Raw genomic sequence first — 18,319 nt, 5'->3', positions numbered from 1 at the left:
GAAAAACCGTATGCAATCAGCTGCCTGAGCGGGCAATGATAGCGTCTTCCTCTTCTTTGCGACGCGCCACTTCGTCTCGGATCAGGCGCTCAAGGTCGTCGGTAAGGTTCGCGTTATCGAGCTTCTGGTTCGGTTTACCCGCCATGTAGAATAGGTTTTTCGGGCTGCCACCGGTCAGGCCAATATCGGCTACCTTGGCCTCGCCCGGGCCGTTCACGATGCAGCCAATGATGGCAACGTCCATGGCCGTGTTTACGTCTTCCAGACGTGCTTCCAGATCGTTCATGGTCTGGATAACATCAAAGTTCTGACGGGAGCAGCTCGGACACGCAATGAAGTTGATGCCGCGACTACGCAGACGAAGGCTCTTGAGAATGTCGTAACCGACTTTCACTTCCTGGACCGGATCCGCGGCCAGGGAAACCCGGATGGTGTCGCCGATGCCATCCATCAACAACATGCCCAGCCCAATCGAAGATTTGACGGTTCCTGAGCGGAAGCCACCGGCCTCAGTGATGCCCAGATGCAACGGCTGTTCGATCTGTGCGGCGAGATTTCGGTAGGCCGCCACGGTCATGAACACCTCGGAAGCCTTGAGACTCACCTTGAAGTCCTGGAAATCGTGACGGTCGAGAATGTCGATGTGTCTCATGGCAGACTCGACCAGAGCATCTGCTGTCGGCTCGCCGTATTTACGCTGCAGTTCCTTTTCCAGCGAGCCGGCGTTAACACCAATACGAATGGGGATATTGCGGTCGCGGGCCGCGCTGATCACAGCACTGACACGGTCTTCCCGACCGATGTTGCCCGGGTTGATGCGGAGGCAATCAACACCCAATTCCGCCACCCGAAGGGCAATCTTGTGGTCAAAGTGGATGTCCGCGACCAGCGGCACGGACACCTGCTCGCGGATCTTGCCGAAGGCTTCAGCAGCATCCATCGACGGTACCGATACACGCACGATATCAGCACCAGCCTCTTCAAGCGCCCGGACCTGACCAACGGTGGCGTTCACATCCAGGGTGTTGGTGTTGGTCATGCTCTGAACCGCAATCGGCGCATCACCACCAACAGGTACATTGCCCACCATGATCTGGCGGGATTTGCGTCTAACGATCGGGGATTCATGCTTCATGGATTGCTGACCGATATCAATAAGTTCATCAAGTTTCAATTCGCCAGAGTGAACTCTGAGCGATTGTTGACCACGCGGAAATCGCCCATATCCACTGGCTCGTTTTGAAAACGGATAGAATCGACCGCGCTAACCGCACCGATCACCACCCTGAGCGGGGTGTCACCAGACACATCGATCCGATCACCGTCTCTTTGCAGAGAGTTTACCAGCCGTTCGCCGTCGGCATCACTAACCTGAACCCAGCAATCGGCGCGGAAACTGATCTGCAGCCGGCCGGTTTCCGTCACAGCCACCGGCTCTGACGGCGCCTGGATTACCGTTTCCGTGGCCGGTGCGGCTACCGAAGCGGTCTCGACGGGCGCAACCGAGGCGCTGTCGTCTGTGGTGCTGTCCATCACCGAATTAGTTGTCGGTTCCTGGTCAATTTCTGCCCCGGACTGAGCAACTTCCGGGTCTTCCACCATCGACGTTACAGGCTCTTGCGGTACAGCAGCGGAAGGCTCCTCATTTTCAATCTTGGGCGCAGCCTGCTCCGAGTCGACCGCCGAGGATTCTTCCGTCGCCGGTGCCTCCGTTGATTCCGCAGGCGCCGTCATGTCTGGTTTCGGCAGGACGAATGCCAACACCAGGTAACCCGCCAACGCTGCCACACCAAGCAGCAACACCACCTTGGCAAGGCGACGCTTTCTCCGGCGCCGACGTTCAAGATCCACCAGGGGATTGGCTTCAACTTCCTGCTCCCGCTTCTGGCGCAGTGGTTCCAGCTCGCGGTCCAGATCGGCAATAACCTTGTTATCGTCCAACCCCACCTGGCGGGCATAGGCTCTGACATAGCCTTTCAAAAACAGTTCGCTGTCGACCTGACCGTACTCTCCGGCTTCAATGGCCTGAATTACGGCGGGCCGAAGATGCTGGGCCTGAGCGACGTCGCTGTCACTCAATCCTCTCTGTTCACGTGCCCGCTTCAGCTGCAGGCCCACCGGATCGCTGGTCATTACTTCAAGGTGTTCTTCATTCGCCATTGGACATCAGTGCCTTATATTGCTGATATTCAACTGACTCCGGGAAATTATTCTTGAGCTGCAGAGCCAGGCTGGCTTCCTGATTTCGGTTATTCAAATGATGGGCGATACGAATACCGGTCAGCAGGCTTTCCGGAGAATGCCGCAGGCGGTCGTTTTTCTGCATCATCATTGAAAGACGGGCGTAATAGCGCGACGCAGCATTGAAGTCACCCTGCTCTGCCAGCACTCGTGAGAGGGCAAGCAGCGATCGGGGTTCACCCCGGGTCAGTTCAACGGCTCTACGGTAGGACACCGCAGCAGCCTCCGTTTCCTGCACCCGCTCCTGGGTCATGCCCAGATTGAAGAACACCGAGCCCCGATCTTTGTATTCGGTATCTCGTGAGGCCAAACGGAACTGACCAACGGCCTCATCCATCCGGCCTTGACCGTACAGAAATGCGCCGTAGTAGACCCGTGCACGGGTGTAATCGGAATCCGATGAAATCGCCCGCTTGAAGCTCTTCTCGGCCAGCGCGGCTTCACCTTCCGCATTGTAGACCAGGCCCATGGCAGCCAGGGCCCCGGCGCTGTCGGAATCTAGATCAAGCGCACGCTCAAGGTGATGACGGGCTCGCTCAAGGTTGCTCTGCCCAATGTAGGCGGTCGCCAACTGAACGTAATCAGCGATGGCTTCCTGTCGGTCTGCCTCCCGGGAGAACCGACTGTCGGTAGTGGTGACACAGCCTGCAACCGATAGGACGACCAACATCAGGGCCGCTACGACAGAAAAACGCGAGCTCGTTGATCTATAGGTCACAGTTGTGCATTCCTCGCTACTTGTTTGTTGTCAATTCCGTTTCAGGGGTTTACTTGGCGCACTTCGATGTATCGCTGACTCCGGCGTGTTCTGTCTTCAACCTTACCCACCAGCTGACCACACGCCGCGTCGATATCATCGCCACGGGTCGTTCTGATGGTTGCAATGTGCCCGGCCTCGTTCAGCACCTTCTGGAACCGACGAGTGGCGTTCATGCTCGGCCGACGGAAATCGCTTTCCGGGAACGGGTTAAACGGAATCAGGTTTATCTTGCATGGCAGATCCTTCAGCAGCACCGCCAGTTCCTGGGCGTGCTCCGGCTGGTCGTTCATGCCTTCAATTACCGTGTATTCAATGGTTGCCTTGCGCTTGTCCGGCAACCTTGCAAAGTAGCGCTTGGTCGCGGCCAACAGCTCGGCTATTGGGTACTTCTTGTTGAGCGGTACCAGCTTGTTACGCAGCTCATCATTAGGCGCATGTAGTGAAATTGCCAATGAAACATCGCTAACCTCAGCCAGGCGATCCAGCGCAGGAACCACACCAGAGGTACTCAGGGTTACCCGACGCTTGGAGATGCCGTACGCCAGATCCTCCATCATGAGGTTCATAGCATCGACAACATTGTCGAAATTCAGCAACGGCTCGCCCATACCCATCATGACCACGTTGGTAATGGGGCGATCCGGGCCGGGCTCGAACGGCATAAACGCCTTTCTTGCCACCCACACCTGACCGATCACTTCGGCAGCAGTCAGGTTTCGGTTGAAGCCGCGCTTACCAGTAGAGCAAAAAGTGCAGTCGAGACTGCAGCCGATCTGTGAGGACACGCACAGGGTTCCACGCTCGCCATCCGGAATCAGGACCGTCTCGACATTGTTGCCGTTGTCCATGCGCATCACCCATTTGCGGGTGCCGTCTTTGGACGTCTCGTCGTAGACAACTTCCGGACCGCGAATTTCTGCCACTTCCTTGAGCTTCTCCCGCAGGGGTTTGCTCATATTGGTCATTTGATCGAAGTCATCGGCACCGCGCTGATGAATCCATTGCAAAACTTGGGTGGCACGAAAACGTTTCTCGCCCAGGGACTCGAAGAAAGCCTCAAGTTTTGCTTTCGGCATCCCCAGAAGATTCGTTTTTTCAGCGGCCGCTGTCATCTTATAACCTCGATCAAATAACCAATTCGGGGGTGGCACCGCCACCCCCGATCAACAAAATCAACCGCGCGGGCAGATTTCGTTGTCATTGAAAAAATACGCGATTTCACGCTCTGCAGACGCGGCAGAGTCGGAGCCGTGAACGGCATTGGCATCGATGGACGATGCGAAATCAGCGCGGATAGTTCCGGCTTCAGCTTCCTTCGGGTTGGTTGCACCCATCAGGTCACGGTTCTTGAGGATGGCGCCTTCGCCTTCCAGAGCCTGAACAACAACCGGTCCAGACGTCATGAACGCAACCAGGTCGTTAAAGAACGGACGCTCTTTGTGCTCAGCGTAGAAGCCCTCGGCTTGCTCCTGGGTCAGGTGCATCATCTTGGCGGCAACAATGTTCAGGCCAGCCTTCTCAAAACGGCTGTAAATTTCGCCGATTACGTTCTTTGCAACCGCGTCGGGCTTGATAATAGAGAGCGTGCGCTCATTTGCCATGATCTTTCTCCAGTAAGGTTCGGGTTAAAATTCAGGCCTGCGATTATACGCAGTCCGGGGCCAACTGCCTACCGCACTGCACGCAGGCGGCTAACAACATCAACAATTTGGGACGCGGCGAAGGCGGCGTCTTCGGCGGTACTGAATCGACCGAAGGAAAAACGCAGTGCCCGATGCGCCAACTCATCACTCAGGCCGATACCACGCAGAACAAAGGACGGCTCAATGGTCGCTGAGGCGCAGGCGGATCCTGACGACACCGCGAGATCCCGCAGGCCCAGCATCAACGATTCAGCCTCAACCCCCTCAAACGCCAGATTGACAATACCGGGGACCCGGAATTCACTGCTGCCATTGACGGTGACACCATCGAGATCCGAAAGTCCCTGCAAAAACGACGCTCGCAGCTCCTCCAGGTGCGCCATTTCGGATTCCAGACGATCCTTGGCGATGGCAAACGCCTTGCCCATACCGACAATTTGATGAGTCGGCAAAGTTCCTGAGCGCATCCCGCGCTCGTGCCCACCACCGTGGATCTGGGCCTCAATACGCACATCTGGCGACCGCCTGACATAAAGCGCGCCAACGCCCTTGGGTCCGTATACTTTGTGACCCGACAGAGACACCAGGTCGACCGACAGCGCACTGACATCCACCGGCATCTTCCCTGCTGCCTGCGCCGCATCCACATGAAACAGAACGCCGCGCTCGCGCAGAATGCGACCAATACCGGCAACATCGGTAACGCAGCCAAGCTCGTTGTTGACCAGCATCAGGCTGACCAGCACGGTGTTGTCCCGCAGCGCCTCGGATACCTGCTCAGGCCGGATTCGCCCGTCCGGCCCCGGCGTCAGCCAGGTCACTTCAACCCCATGCTGCTCAAGCCATTTACAGGTATCCAATACGGCCTTGTGCTCGATAACCGAAGTGACGATATGCGGATTGTCATGGCCTGCCACCGCCCCTTTGATGGCGAGGTTGTCAGATTCGGTAGCACCCGATGTCCACACAATCTCCCGGGGATCGGCGCTAATCAGCTCGGCAACCTGCCGACGCGCAGATTCAACCGCAGCCTCTGCCTGCCAGCCGTAGGCGTGGGAGCGCGAAGCCGGGTTACCAAAAACCCCGTCTGGGGTCAGGTACTTCACCATTTCTTCAGCGACAGACGGGTCAACGGGCGTCGTCGCCGCATAATCCAGATATACGGGCTTATTCATGGGCGTAAGGAGTATAGTTTCAGGCCGGCGCCTGGTCGGACAGGCGTTCGGTATTGATCGTTTCAGAGCCGTTGTCTGACTGACGCTGGTTCTGCCGGTCCGCAACCTGGCGGATTTCCTGCTTTTTCATCAGGTCGCCGAGGCTGATCTCGCTCAGGAACTGATGGATTTGATCGCTCAGATCGGACCACAGGTGGTGAGTAAGGCACTTCTCGCCCTTCTGGCAATCACCCTTGTTACCGCATCGGGTGGTGTCCAGTGATTCACTCACAGCGTCAACAACCTCCGCGATGAACACCGCTCCGGCCTCACGGCTAAGGCGATAACCGCCGCCGGGGCCACGAACGCTGATCACAAGATTCTGTCGACGCAGACGAGAAAAGAGCTGCTCCAGGTAGGACAGCGAGATTTCTTGACGGGCTGAAATATCCGCCAGACTCACCGGCCCCTGATCTCCGTGCAGAGCCAGATCCAGCATTGCCGTCACGGCGTAGCGGCCTTTGGTGGTCAACTTCATAGTATCAGCCCCATGATGGGATTGAATCGCGATTCACAGCAGCGAGTATGAATTGACCCAGTAAAACAGTCAAGTATTCACCCCCGGGTGCCGTCGCTGTCGTCACGTACGCAATCGAAATCCTCTTCCTGCAACGGCGGCAAAGCGCCATTCTGGTATTCGCTATTAACCTTACGCAACGCCTGGCACATATTCTCGATCCGGTCGTCCACTGCGTGCATGTGGTCCAAAAGCGACCGCACCGCCCGGGCAACGGGGTCTGGCATTTCCTCGGTGACGCCGTAGGCATCGAAGCCCATTCGCTCTTCCATTTCCTTGCGGCGCTGATCGTCCTCACCCTTCGGCTTGACGATAATCCGTCCCGGAATGCCAACCACGGTTGCACCGTCGGGAACGGCCTTGGTGACAACAGAATTCGAACCCACCTTGGCCCCTGCACCAACCTCGAAGGGTCCGAGAATCTTGGCGCCAGCACCGACCACCACACCGTCACCGATAGTAGGATGACGCTTGCCCTTGTTCCAACTGGTGCCGCCCAGAGTAACACCCTGATACAGCGTGACATCGTCACCGATGATGGTGGTTTCGCCGATGACCACACCCATACCGTGGTCAATGAAGAACCGACGGCCAATGGTTGCCCCCGGATGAATTTCGATACCGGTCAACCAGCGCGCAATGGTGGAGATCGTGCGGGCAACCCACTTCAACCCCAGCCCCCATAACCAGTGGGAAAACCGGTGAAACAGCAGCGCGTGCAGCCCCGGATAGTTGGTCAGGACCTCAAACGTGTTCCTGGCCGCGGGGTCGCGGTGAAACACGCTGTTGATGTCTTCCCTTAAACGCTCAAACATGGCCATCTTCCTGTCCCGTAGCCTTCGCTTCGGCCTCGGTTGATTTGCTGTTATCTCCGGCACCTTTTTCGGCATCTGTCCCGGCATCTTTTCCAGCACTGACCGCCTTTTGGACCGACGTCAGTATGCCCCTGAGGATGTTGATTTCCATCTGATCCATCCTGGCGCGCTGAAAAAGACGGCGCAGACGCGTCATCAGCTGACGCGGGTTGTCCCGACGGTGAAACTCAACATCAACCAGAACCTGCTCAAGGTGTCCGAAAAAGCCTTCAACGTCGTTGACCGGAGCCGGAGGTACATCCCAGCCGGGATCGCCCGGCGCAGTCATCGGCTTTAAATAGGGGCTACCCTCACCACCTTCAAGACCTCGCAGGTGGTTCATGCGCAATTCATAACACATGACCTGAACGGCCATCGCGAGATTCAACGAGCTGTAGTCAGGGTTCGATGGGATATGGATGTGATAATGACAACGCTGCAGCTCGTCGTTACTCAGCCCGTGATTCTCCCGACCAAACACCAGAGCCACGGGCCCGTTAACCGCATTCTCAGCGGCAGCAACGGCCGCTTCTGGTGGCGCGATAACCGGCCAGGGCACCTTGCGTCCGCGAGCACTGGTGCCCATCACCAGGGAGCAGTCCGCAAGCGCATCTTCCAACGACGACACCACCTGAGCGCGATCGAGAATATCCGAGGCACCGGCGGAGCGGGCATAGGAAGTTTCATCAGGAAACGAATTCGGGTTCACCAACCACAGATTGCCAAGCCCCATGTTTTTCATGGCGCGGGCCACGGCACCAATATTGCCGGAGTGTGACGTCTCGACCAGAACAATTCTGATCTGATCTTCAAATGTATCGGTGCCTTCAATAGGAAGTGCCGGTTTGTGCATTGCGAACAGGTCCAAGCTGAGTGGATAGTAGCTGAAATGATACCAGAAACAGGGCACCCATCGCCCCTCCCAAGATGGCCTAATCCATTGCTATCCGTGCTATTGCTAAGCCAAAAAACATACAAGAGGGGTTATCTTTTGCTATGATACCCGCCCTTCACACACCCGGATAACGAACACTCAGATGCAACCAGCTATAAAAATGGCCCTGCGCGTCGCGCGTCAGGGGTCCGATTATTTGAAAGCCCATTTTGAGCGCCAAGAACCCACCGGCAAGGACGACGCTGAGCGTCGGCAACAGCTGGAGCGGGTCGAGCAGTCGATTTACGACAATTTTGCGGAGCAACTCGAAAAGGCCTACAAGGACCACAGCATCGCGCCTCTGAATGAAGCGAATGCGGGTGACAGCGAAAAAAGCTGGCACGTCTTCACGGTTCTGGGTCGCGAAAACTTCCTTCGAGGCATCCCGGAATTTGCTCTGGCCCTGGCGCAAAAGCGCAACAACCGCACCGAAAACCTCTTGGTGATCAACCCGGTGACTGGCGAGGAATACTCGGCCAGCCGTGGTCACGGTGCAGCGCTTAACAGCCGTCGGGTTCGCGCCTCTGAAATCAAACACAGCAAGCAGGCTGCTATTGCCACCAACTTGCTGGATCAGGCCCGGAAGAATGAAGACGCCCAACTGTGGGGCGAAATGGCCTCCGTCGTGGCCAGCGAATCAGCCATGTTCCGGACATCAGGCTGTGTGGTGCTGGACATTGCCCGCGTGTCTGCCGGCAGCCTCGATGCCGCGATCATTTTCCGTCCCGAACCGGTGGACTTTGACCTGGGCGTGACCCTGGCCATGGAATCCGGCGCGTTGACCGGCGACTTCTCAGGCAACCCCTCTACCGGTGGTGCTCGTCAGCTCGTCGTAGCCAACCCCAAACTGTTCCGGGAAGTACTCAAAGTACTGCACCCGTTCCGGGGGCGCCTGCCGCGTTAAGCGGTTTTAAAGGCAGCCACAAAAAAACCGCCACCCCTGAGGGATGGCGGTTTTTTTACGCCTGCAATACGGGTTACATGCGGTTCAACCACTCCGGCGGCTCTTCCTCTTGCTCCTCGGTAGCAGCACCCTCTTTCGACGGCAGCGCGAGATCTTCCCGCGACACACCGAACGCTAACAGCAGGTTTGCCGACACGTAGATAGAGGAATAGGTACCCACCACAACACCGATGATCAGCGCCAGTGCGAAGTTATTGATCGCCTCACCACCAAGCAGATACAGCGAAAACAACACCACAAGCGTAGTCCCGGATGTGTTGATAGTCCGGCTGATGGTCTGGTGAATCGAAGTGTTGATGATGTGCCAGGAATCACCCACCCGCATCTTGCGGAAGTTCTCACGGATCCGGTCAGCCACCACGATGGTGTCGTTCAGCGAGTAACCGATGACAGCCAGCAGTGCCGCCAGAACGGTCAAATCAAAGGTCCACTGGAACAGGGAGAATACACCCAGCACGATGATGACATCGTGAGCCAACGGCAGTACTGAGGCGATACCAAACTTGAACTGAAAGCGCATGCCAACGTAGATCAGCACCACAGCCAGGGCGAGCAGCAGACCAAGACCACTGTCTTCCCGCAATTCCTCACCTACCTGGGAGCCGATGAACTCTGAGCTCACCAACTCAAGGCTTGCGCCGTCAGCTCTAAGGGCCTTGGTAACCTCAACTGCCAGCTCATCGTTGCCTGCCTCAGCCAACCGCACCAGCACCGTGGTGTCGGCGCCGAAGTTCTGCACGACAAACTGATCGTATCCTGCGGCGTCCAGAGTGTTCCGGATGCCTTCCAATGCCGGAGCCTCAGCATATTCAATCTCTACCGACGTACCGCCGGTAAAGTCCATGCCGAGATCAAGTCCCCGAACCGCCAGGAGCACCACAGAGGCAACCAGCAACGCGATGGAGACAATGGAAGCGATCTTCCGGAACCCCATGAAATCAAATGGTTTCTTCTCGTGCTCAGACATTTGCGAGCTTACCTCCGATCGACAACTTCTCGATCTTGCGACCGCCATATACAAAATTCACGATGCTGCGACTAACCATGAGGCCGGAGAACATCGACGTCAGGATGCCCAGGCACAGGGTCACTGCAAAGCCTTTGACCGGACCGGAGCCCATGGCAAAAAGAATGACGGCGACCAGCAAGGTGGTGATGTTGGCATCGAAAATGGACACGAATGCCCGTGAATAACCTGAATTAATGGCCGACTGCGGTGGCAGCCCTGCCTTCAGCTCTTCACGTATCCGCTCAAATATCAAGACGTTGGCGTCAACCGCCATACCAACCGTGAGTACAATACCGGCAATGCCTGGCAGCGTAAGCGTGGCCGACAGGATCGACATGCAGGCAATCAACAGCATCAGGTTAAGCGACAACGCCACGTTGGCGATGAGACCAAACCCACGGTAGTAGACCAGCATGTACAGCAGAACCAGACCAAAACCAAGCGCCACCGACATTACCCCGGCATCGATATTCTTCTGCCCAAGGCTTGGCCCAATGGTGCGCTCCTGCACGAAGTACATGGGCGCAGCCAGGGCACCGGCACGCAGCAACAGCGCCAGCTCCGCCGCTTCCGGAATGGAGTCCAGACCGGTAATACGGAAGCTGCTGCCCAGCGCCGACTGAACGGTAGCCAGGCTGATGATGCCCTTCTCGACCACGCGCTTGTCGACAGACGTCAGCTCGCCATCAACCATGCGATTCTCGGTTTCTGTGCGGAACTCGATAAAGAGTACCGCCATCCGACGACCAATGGCGTTGCGGGTGGCGCGATTCATCTGGTCGCCGCCCACGGAATCCATGGTGATATTGACCTGAGGCTGACCGTTCTCATCGAACGCCTGCTGGGCATTGGCGACGTTGTTACCGGTGGTAATTATGTCACTCTCAAGGCGGGCCGAACGCTGGCGATTGTCACGAAAGCTGAATTCTTCGACGTCACCCGCCGAAGCATCCTGACGGGCCTCCATGCGGAACTCCAGATTGGCGGTTGCACCAAGTACCCGCTTGGCCTGGGCTGTATCCTGGACGCCAGGCAATTCAACGATGATCCGGTCAGCACCCTGACGCTGAACCAGCGGCTCCGCAACACCCAACTCGTTAACCCGGTTACGAATAGTGGTCAGGTTTTGCTCCAGGGCATATTCCTGGATGGAACGTACCTCTGCTTCTGACAGAGACAGCACGATCTGGCGATCACCATCGACAGTGCGCTCGTCCATCAAAAACTGATTGTACTGGTCACGAATCAGGTCAAACGCTTCGCTGCGACCTTCTTCATCGCGGAAACTCAGAACGATCTGGCGATCACCTTCCAAATCGCCGCCGCGGTAGCGGATGCGCTCTTCACGCAGATCACCCTTGATCTGGCTCGACAAAGCCTCCAGGCGCTGGTTAACCGCCGTGACCATGTCGACTTCAAGCAGGAAGTGAACACCACCACGCAAATCCAGGCCGAGCTTCATCGGGCCAGCGCCAAGACTCTTCAACCAGTCAGGGGTGGACGCCGCCATGTTAAGGGCAACCAGATAGTCGTTGCTCAGAGCGGACTGGACAATTGGCCGGGCCTGCAGTTGGTCATCGCCATTGGTGAGGCGAATCAGGGCATCCCGATCCTGAAGCGAACTGCTTTTTACCTCGATCCCCTCGGACTCCAGCGCCTTTACAGCACGATCCAGAACGGTTGAGTTAACTTCGGTACTGCTGCGGGCGCCAGTGATCTGAATGGCGTGATCGTCGGGGAAAAGATTGGGCAAGGCGTAAATAAACCCGATCACAAGGGCGACCAGGATAACCAGGTTTTTCCAAAGCGGATACTTATTCAGCATGGGATCCCTTTTAGCCGGCCCATAGGGCCGGCCTTGGTGTTTCAGCCAGAAAGAATCAGTCCGTCCGGTGCCGGACTCCGGCTCAGATGTCCTTCAGTGTGCCCTTCGGCAGTGCTGCCGCAACAGCCACTTTCTGCACCTTGATTTCAACGTTGTCGGCAATTTCAACCACGATGAAGTCGTCGGTAACCTTGGTGATCTTGCCGGCAACGCCGCCAGAGGTAACAACCTCATCACCCTTGTTCAGGCCAGACATCAGTGCCTTGTGCTCTTTAGCGCGCTTGGACTGCGGACGCCAGATCAGGAAGTAGAAAATCAGGATAAAGCCGGCGAAAAAGATAACCTGACCCATCACACCCATACCTTGGGCAGCCGCATCCTGTGCCAGAGCCAGTGTGGGCATCATTGCCAGAAGGCCGGCTACGAGCAACTTAATAGATTTCATTGAATATCTCCGTTGGTTTTACAAAAAGTGTTTTGCGAATTAATCAGGCACTGCCCATCGGCGGCACTGTCTCGCCGCGCAGAGCATAGAAGTCGGTTACAAAGTCGGACAATGTACCTGCTTCAATGGCGCCACGCAATCCAGCCATCAGGTTCTGGTAGAACCTCAGGTTGTGGATAGTGTTGAGCTGTGAACCAAGCATTTCTCCACATTTATCGAGATGATACAGGTAACTCCTCGAAAAATTCTGACACGTATAACAGTCACAACGCTCGTCCAGCGGAGCGGTATCGTGACGGTGCCGTGCGTTCCGGATTTTCACAATGCCGGTTGAGGTAAACAAATAGCCATTACGCGCATTCCGGGTTGGCATGACACAATCGAACATGTCCACGCCGCGGCGAACCGCTTCGACGATGTCCTCCGGACGCCCTACCCCCATCAGGTAGCGCGGCTTGTCTTCCGGCATCTTGGGCGGTAGGTGATCCAGAATGCGAATCATGTCTTCTTTGGGCTCACCCACGGACAGCCCGCCAATGGCATAGCCATCGAAACCGATGTCGGTCAGGCCCTCAAGCGACACGTCCCGCAGACCTTCGTACATGCCACCCTGAACAATTCCAAACAAAGCCGCCGGATTGCCCTCGTGCGCCTTTTTGCTGCGCTCTGCCCAACGGAGCGACAGTTCCATGGAGTCTTTAGCCTCCTTCTCGGTTGCCGGATACGGCGTGCATTCGTCAAAAATCATGACGATGTCGGAACCGAGGTCACGCTGCACCTGAATAGCGATTTCCGGGTTCAGTGTTACCGGCGAGCCATCGACCGGAGAGCGGAATGTTACACCCTCTTCGGTGATCTTTCGCATCTCACCCAGACTGAAAACCTGAAAGCCACCGGAGTCGGTAAGAATCGGGCCTTTCCACTGGGTGAAATCATGCAGATCGCCATGGGCTTTGATCACTTCAGTGCCCGGACGCAGCATGAGATGGAAGGTATTGCCGAGAATGATCTCTGCCCCGATACCGTGAATATCACGGGGTAGCATCGCCTTGACGGTGCCATAGGTACCGACGGGCATGAACGCAGGGGTTTCGACAGTGCCCCGGGGAAAGCTCAGCCGTCCGCGACGCGCGCGACCGTCTTCCCCGAGTTTTTCAAATGACATAAAACAGGACTGACTCAAAGTGATTCCCCGTTGGTATCAGAGCTTGAATCGTTTGTGGTGCCAGCTGGTCCGAGCAACATCCCGCGACTCGGCTCCTGGCAAGTGATGAACATGGCATCGCCGTAACTGAAGAAGCGGTATCGTTCGGCCACCGCCTCTTCGTAGGCATCCATAACATTCTTGTAGCCAGCGAACGCACTGACCAGCATGATCAGCGTGGATTCCGGCAAATGAAAATTGGTGATAAGAGCATCAACAGTCTCAAAACGGTAGCCCGGACTGATAAAGATGTCGGTCTCACCACGGAAGGCTTTCAGTCGGCCTCCCCTGCTCGCGGATTCCAGTGAGCGAACGGAAGTGGTCCCCACAGCAATGACACGGCCACCCCGTGCACGGGTGCGTTCTACGGCGTCTACCGTAGTTTGCGGAACTTGCACTACTTCGCTGTGCATCACATGGTCTTCGATACGATCAACACGCACCGGCTGGAACGTGCCAGCGCCCACATGCAGGGTAACAAAGGTCGTCTCAACCCCCAGGTCCTGAATCGTTTTCAGCAGGGCTTCATCGAAATGCAGGCCCGCAGTGGGTGCTGCAACGGCGCCTGCTTCTCGGGCATAAACCGTCTGATAGCGCTCCCGATCCGCGCTCTCGTCGGGGCGATCCACGTACGGCGGCAATGGCATATGGCCAATGCGCTCCAGCACCTCAAGCACCGGTTCGACAGACTCACAAATCAGGGTGAACAGGGCCTCATTCCGGCTTGCCATGCACAGGTTGGTACCGTCCTCAAGAACGACCCTCTGGCCTTCTTTTAACGCCTTGGAGGCACGCACGTGCGCAATGATTTCATGCTCACCAGTCACCCGCTCGACCAGGATCTCCACCTGGCCACCGGTTTCCTTCTTACCAAACAGGCGCGCCGGGATTACCCGGGTATCGTTGAACACCAGCAAGTCGCCGGGCTGTAGCAGGCCAGGTAGATCCGCAAAGTGCCGATGAACGGTTTTGCCTGACATCCCATCCAGACACAGAAGGCGGGAGGCCGTGCGCTCAGTAAGCGGATATCGGGCGATCAGCTCGTCCGGCAATTCAAAGTCAAAATCAGAGACGTTCATAGGAAAGGACTGTCAAGACGCAACTGCGGTTGTGAAAAAGAGAACGGAATTTACCACGGAATGGAACTCGCCTGAACAGCAGGAGCAATTATTATGATGTTGCGAGAGCGTCAGAGCGGACCAGAACACCTGAAAAGGTGGTAGCGGCGGGCGGACTCGAACCGCCACGGGTTTTACCCCAACGGATTTTGAATCCGTCGTGTCTACCAATTTCACCACGCCGCCAGCAAGATGAGATGGGCGATTATACTGAGCTTGCCCATGAAATCAATAACTCATGCGGGCGGATCGCGCCCACCCGAGTAATTATTTAAAGCCGGTCGAACAACGACAGCTGCGACACCTGCGCAAAAGACTGCTGTGCCGCCTGCAATACGAAGCTCTGGAAGCTCAAATTGCTGATGGCTTCGGCGTAATCCACATCCTGCAATTCCGAGCGGATTTCGTTGGTGTACACCGATGAGTCCTCCAGGAAGTTCCTGGTGGATTCTACGGCGTTCATCCGGCCACCCAGCTCGGTCTGCTTGCCAACCAGGCTCTCCTGGGCACTGTCCAGATTGCTGAGCGAATCGGCGATCAGGGTATCGAACTGGGCACTGCTCTTGGCGCTGTCCTTCCCTAATGAATCAAGCCCGCTAATCAGGTTCTCGATCGTTTTAAACATTGACTGCCGGTCATTGATGGCCAGAGTGAACTCATCCCCCGCAGCGGCGTCGCTCACGGTTGCCCGAATGCCGGCCACTTCAAACTCTTCCCCCACCAAGGCGGGTGAAGGGTTGGTCGCCAGCACGGTCGCCGGAATCGTGTTCGGGTTTTCGGCCACCACCTCTCCGGCTCCATTCACCGTTAACCGGATATCGTTGGGTACAGCGCCGCCGAAAGCGCTCTTCAGTGCATCCGCATCAGTGAGTTCAACCCCGGAGATATAGGAGCCGGTAGTGTTCGTTGCCGCCTCAACACCGGTGATCGCCTTCGGGATACTGACAAAAATGCCCTTGCCATGATCACTGATCGGCACCGTTACCCCGTCATCAATTTCCAGCACACGCTGACCTTCATCGCCCTGGTACTGCCAACTTCCGGCTGCATCCTGAACAAAGGCCTGGCGGGAGCCCTGAAATCCGCTGAAGATATACTCTCCCGAGGCATCCCGGGTGTTGGCCACATTCGCCAGCTGTCCCAGCCGTTCCTTGAGTTCAGAAGAAATGGAACGGCGGTCTTCCGCCGACAGCGCACCATTACCAGCCTGAACCGCCAGTTCCCGAACCCGCTGAACAATGTCTATGGAACTCTCCAGCGCGCTTTCTTCCTGGCTCAGGCGGTTCTCTGCCAGGTTCACATTTCGCTGATAGGTCTCAACCCGGGACAATTCCTGATCGAGCTTCAAGATGCGGGCAGCGGCCACCGGATCGTCCGATGGGGTATTGACGCGCTTGCCCGTAGAGATTTGCTGCTGGGTGCTGTTCAGGTTGCTGTTCAGCTCCTGCAGGCGGTTGATACCGCCCGAGAAGATTTGTTGTGATGAAATTCGGATCATCTCAGATTACCTCACGCTGCCATTTCAACCGTTACCCGTTCCATTACCGGAAACTCTGTAACAGCGTATTGAACAAATCCTGGGCAACTGACATTACCTGCGCCGAGGCGTTATAGGCCGCCTGGTACTGAATCAGTTTGCCGGCCTCTTCGTCGAGATTTACCCCGGACACAGACTCGCGCTGGGCGGTGGATTGCTCAAGAAGAGTCTGACCGGCATCCAGGTCGAGCTGGCTCTGACGGGTTTTTACGCCAATATCCTCAACCAACCCGGCATAACCTTCGGCAAAACTCTGGCTGCCATTATTCAGGCTGTTAGCCGTACCTAGTGCAGCCAGACGCTCAGCATTGCGGTTATCGGAGACACCGTTGCTGTTGTACTCAATAACAAAGCTGTCGCCCGGCGCGGGATCGCCCTTCAGCTGGAACTGAAAACCGCGATAGTTCGGGTCAGAGGGATCTTCTGGGAACAGCTTGTTCGAAACCCCTGGCGTAAAGGTATTCACCGGCGGCACGGCACTGGCATCGCCTGATTGCACCAGGGCACCGTTGGATGCATCGTAGAGGTCATAGACCAGCGTTCCGGCATCGTCTCGGAACCGAACTTCCAGTGGCGGTGACAACTGCCCCTGCTGGGAGAATTCCGGTAACAGTGAATTGGTGAACGGGTTCCTGACATTGAGCATCACACCCTGGTCAATTTCACCGGTGCCGATATTCTGGTCACCCGCCGATGCCCGAATCGGACTGGCGAAGGCCAGATCTTCTTCCCGATTTACCACTAACCCGATACTTTCAGCAGCATTCCTGCTGGGCTGAACCAGATACTTGTCACCCGCATTAAAAGCGCCGCCCTCAATGCGGATATTGAAGCCGGGCATGGAAATCTCAGACTGGACCGGATCAGGCAACCGCCCTTGATTGACGGTCTCGCCGGTAGCCTTGTCGATCAACTCGAAGCTGCGTCCGTCACCACTAAACTGGAGCGAATAACTGCCCGCCGCCAGAGCCGAACTGTCGGTAATTTCAACCGCCAGCTGGCCGGTCTGGGGCTGCTGATTTGCGCCATTGGCAACGACCCTGCTGCGCTGAGCCTCTGGCGAATTAATATCAGTGAAAAATAATCCGCCCAGATCTCCTTCCAGATCCATGCCGATTTCATGCTGATGGTTCATCGTGTCCGAGAGTGCAATGGCAATCCGGCCCAACTCATCAAAAGCGGGCTTGAGTGCTTGATTGTCGAAACGACGCAGACCGCCAAGTTTGCCGCCGTTAATCTGCTCGTCAACGTTCACCGTCCGCCCGCCGTTGGACAGTGTGAAAGACAATCGCGTGGGATCCTCTGCACTCTCCTGGGTGCCAAACTGGGCGGCATTGTTACCCACCACCAGGGACAAGCCGTTGCTCAACGAGACATTAACCTGGCTGCCCTCGGCTTCGGACACCTTAATACCAACGAGTTCCGACAACTGCCGAAGCTTCTCGTCACGCTTATCCATCAGTTCATTGGGCATTTGCCCCTGGGCAAGACCCGGAGACTCGGAAATTGCCAAGTTCAGCTCAGCAATACCCTTAAGCAATGTGTTGGCGTCTTTCACGCCCTGCTGCATTTGGGTCTTAACCGATTCCCGCTGTTGAATGAACTCCTGGTTCAGCGCCTGGAACCGATTCACAACCTGCTGCGCTTCACTCAACACTAGCTGACGCTGCGGCAAGGACGTCGGATCTTCGGCAGCATTCTGTAATGACGCGAAGAAGTTGTTCAGCGCGTTGCTCAAGCCCGTGGACTCGCCGCCCAGGAGATTATCCAGGCGGGTCAATTCGGAGTTCAGCGCTTCCTGCTCACCGGAAAGACTGCTGTCTTCGCGAACCTGCTGAACCAGGTACTCGTCCGCCAGCCGGCGAATATTGGAGATGCTGACGCCGCTACCAATAGACCCGGCGCCCGTACGTTGCCCGGTCTGGGTTTCGAACTGCACTTCCTGACGGCTGTAGCCAGGCGTGTTCGCATTGGTGATGTTGTTGCCCGTGGTATTCAAAGCCGACTGATGACTCAGAATCCCGGTAAGGCCAATACCCAGCAGTCCTGCCATA

At 56.5% G+C, this 18,319-nt stretch carries 17 protein-coding genes and 1 tRNA gene; 1 reads left to right on the top strand and 17 read right to left on the bottom strand.

Annotation, left to right across the window (positions count from 1 at the left end):
- Positions 1-16: 16 nt before the first annotated feature.
- The 9 genes from ispG to trmJ all read right to left on the bottom strand — a co-directional run bounded on the left by ispG (position 17) and on the right by trmJ (position 8,082).
- Positions 17-1,135: a flavodoxin-dependent (E)-4-hydroxy-3-methylbut-2-enyl-diphosphate synthase gene (gene ispG, locus QUE89_RS07680; RefSeq protein WP_286222613.1), complete on the bottom strand. Its 1,119-nt coding sequence runs from the start codon at positions 1,133-1,135 to the stop codon at positions 17-19.
- Positions 1,136-1,170: 35 nt separating this feature from the next.
- A complete protein-coding gene (locus QUE89_RS07675) occupies positions 1,171-2,160 on the bottom strand; it encodes a RodZ domain-containing protein (protein WP_286222612.1) in 990 nt (329 codons plus the stop codon).
- Positions 2,150-2,911, bottom strand: a complete 762-nt coding sequence (gene pilW, locus QUE89_RS07670) for a type IV pilus biogenesis/stability protein PilW (protein ID WP_286222611.1) — start codon at positions 2,909-2,911, stop codon at positions 2,150-2,152. The genes QUE89_RS07675 and pilW overlap by 11 nt, the downstream gene beginning before the upstream one ends.
- Positions 2,912-3,000: 89 nt before the next feature.
- Positions 3,001-4,113 carry a dual-specificity RNA methyltransferase RlmN gene (gene rlmN, locus QUE89_RS07665; protein WP_286222610.1) on the bottom strand — a complete coding sequence of 371 codons (1,113 nt, stop codon included), beginning with the start codon at positions 4,111-4,113 and terminating at the stop codon, positions 3,001-3,003.
- Positions 4,114-4,173: 60 nt separating this feature from the next.
- Entirely contained in the window at positions 4,174-4,602 is a 429-nt protein-coding gene (ndk, locus tag QUE89_RS07660) for a nucleoside-diphosphate kinase (RefSeq protein WP_041338786.1), read from the bottom strand.
- Between the two features lie 68 nt (positions 4,603-4,670).
- Entirely contained in the window at positions 4,671-5,819 is a 1,149-nt protein-coding gene (locus QUE89_RS07655) for an IscS subfamily cysteine desulfurase (protein WP_286222609.1), read from the bottom strand.
- Positions 5,820-5,838: 19 nt separating this feature from the next.
- On the bottom strand, positions 5,839-6,336 hold the full coding sequence (iscR, locus tag QUE89_RS07650; RefSeq protein ID WP_041338790.1) for a Fe-S cluster assembly transcriptional regulator IscR: 498 nt from the start codon (positions 6,334-6,336) through the stop codon (positions 5,839-5,841).
- A 77-nt stretch (positions 6,337-6,413) separates the two neighbouring features.
- Positions 6,414-7,190 (bottom strand): serine O-acetyltransferase, encoded by a 777-nt coding sequence (gene cysE, locus QUE89_RS07645; RefSeq protein ID WP_286222608.1) that lies wholly within the window; start codon positions 7,188-7,190, stop codon positions 6,414-6,416.
- Positions 7,183-8,082: a tRNA (cytosine(32)/uridine(32)-2'-O)-methyltransferase TrmJ gene (trmJ, locus tag QUE89_RS07640; RefSeq protein ID WP_286222607.1), complete on the bottom strand. Its 900-nt coding sequence runs from the start codon at positions 8,080-8,082 to the stop codon at positions 7,183-7,185. The genes cysE and trmJ overlap by 8 nt, the downstream gene beginning before the upstream one ends.
- Before the next feature lie 184 nt (positions 8,083-8,266).
- Here trmJ and QUE89_RS07635 point away from each other — a divergent pair, with 184 nt between their 5' ends.
- The gene (locus QUE89_RS07635; protein WP_041338794.1) at positions 8,267-9,067 is read left to right on the top strand and encodes an inositol monophosphatase family protein; all 801 of its coding nucleotides are present in this window, start codon (positions 8,267-8,269) and stop codon (positions 9,065-9,067) included.
- 73 nt (positions 9,068-9,140) lie between these two features.
- Here the strand turns inward: QUE89_RS07635 and secF are convergent, their stop codons facing one another.
- The 8 genes from secF to flgK form a co-directional block, all read right to left on the bottom strand.
- On the bottom strand, positions 9,141-10,094 hold the full coding sequence (gene secF, locus QUE89_RS07630) for a protein translocase subunit SecF (protein ID WP_286222606.1): 954 nt from the start codon (positions 10,092-10,094) through the stop codon (positions 9,141-9,143).
- A complete protein-coding gene (secD, locus tag QUE89_RS07625; RefSeq protein ID WP_286222605.1) occupies positions 10,087-11,961 on the bottom strand; it encodes a protein translocase subunit SecD in 1,875 nt (624 codons plus the stop codon). The genes secF and secD overlap by 8 nt, the downstream gene beginning before the upstream one ends.
- An 82-nt stretch (positions 11,962-12,043) precedes the next feature.
- Positions 12,044-12,406 carry a preprotein translocase subunit YajC gene (gene yajC, locus QUE89_RS07620; RefSeq protein ID WP_286222604.1) on the bottom strand — a complete coding sequence of 121 codons (363 nt, stop codon included), beginning with the start codon at positions 12,404-12,406 and terminating at the stop codon, positions 12,044-12,046.
- 43 nt (positions 12,407-12,449) lie between these two features.
- On the bottom strand, positions 12,450-13,571 hold the full coding sequence (tgt, locus tag QUE89_RS07615; RefSeq protein ID WP_286222603.1) for a tRNA guanosine(34) transglycosylase Tgt: 1,122 nt from the start codon (positions 13,569-13,571) through the stop codon (positions 12,450-12,452).
- A 14-nt stretch (positions 13,572-13,585) separates the two neighbouring features.
- Positions 13,586-14,689, bottom strand: a complete 1,104-nt coding sequence (queA, locus tag QUE89_RS07610; RefSeq protein WP_286222602.1) for a tRNA preQ1(34) S-adenosylmethionine ribosyltransferase-isomerase QueA — start codon at positions 14,687-14,689, stop codon at positions 13,586-13,588.
- Positions 14,690-14,827: 138 nt separating this feature from the next.
- Positions 14,828-14,914: transfer RNA gene (locus QUE89_RS07605), tRNA-Leu, on the bottom strand.
- 85 nt (positions 14,915-14,999) lie between these two features.
- Positions 15,000-16,226 carry a flagellar hook-associated protein FlgL gene (gene flgL, locus QUE89_RS07600; protein ID WP_286222601.1) on the bottom strand — a complete coding sequence of 409 codons (1,227 nt, stop codon included), beginning with the start codon at positions 16,224-16,226 and terminating at the stop codon, positions 15,000-15,002.
- Positions 16,227-16,269: 43 nt separating this feature from the next.
- Entirely contained in the window at positions 16,270-18,318 is a 2,049-nt protein-coding gene (gene flgK, locus QUE89_RS07595; RefSeq protein ID WP_286222600.1) for a flagellar hook-associated protein FlgK, read from the bottom strand.
- Between the last annotated feature and the right edge of the window lies 1 nt (position 18,319).

The organism is Marinobacter sp. LA51 (genome assembly GCF_030297175.1).
Lineage (GTDB): Bacteria > Pseudomonadota > Gammaproteobacteria > Pseudomonadales > Oleiphilaceae > Marinobacter > Marinobacter apostichopi.
Note: the sequence above shows the minus strand (reverse complement) of the source record. Positions and strands in the feature narration are given on the sequence as shown.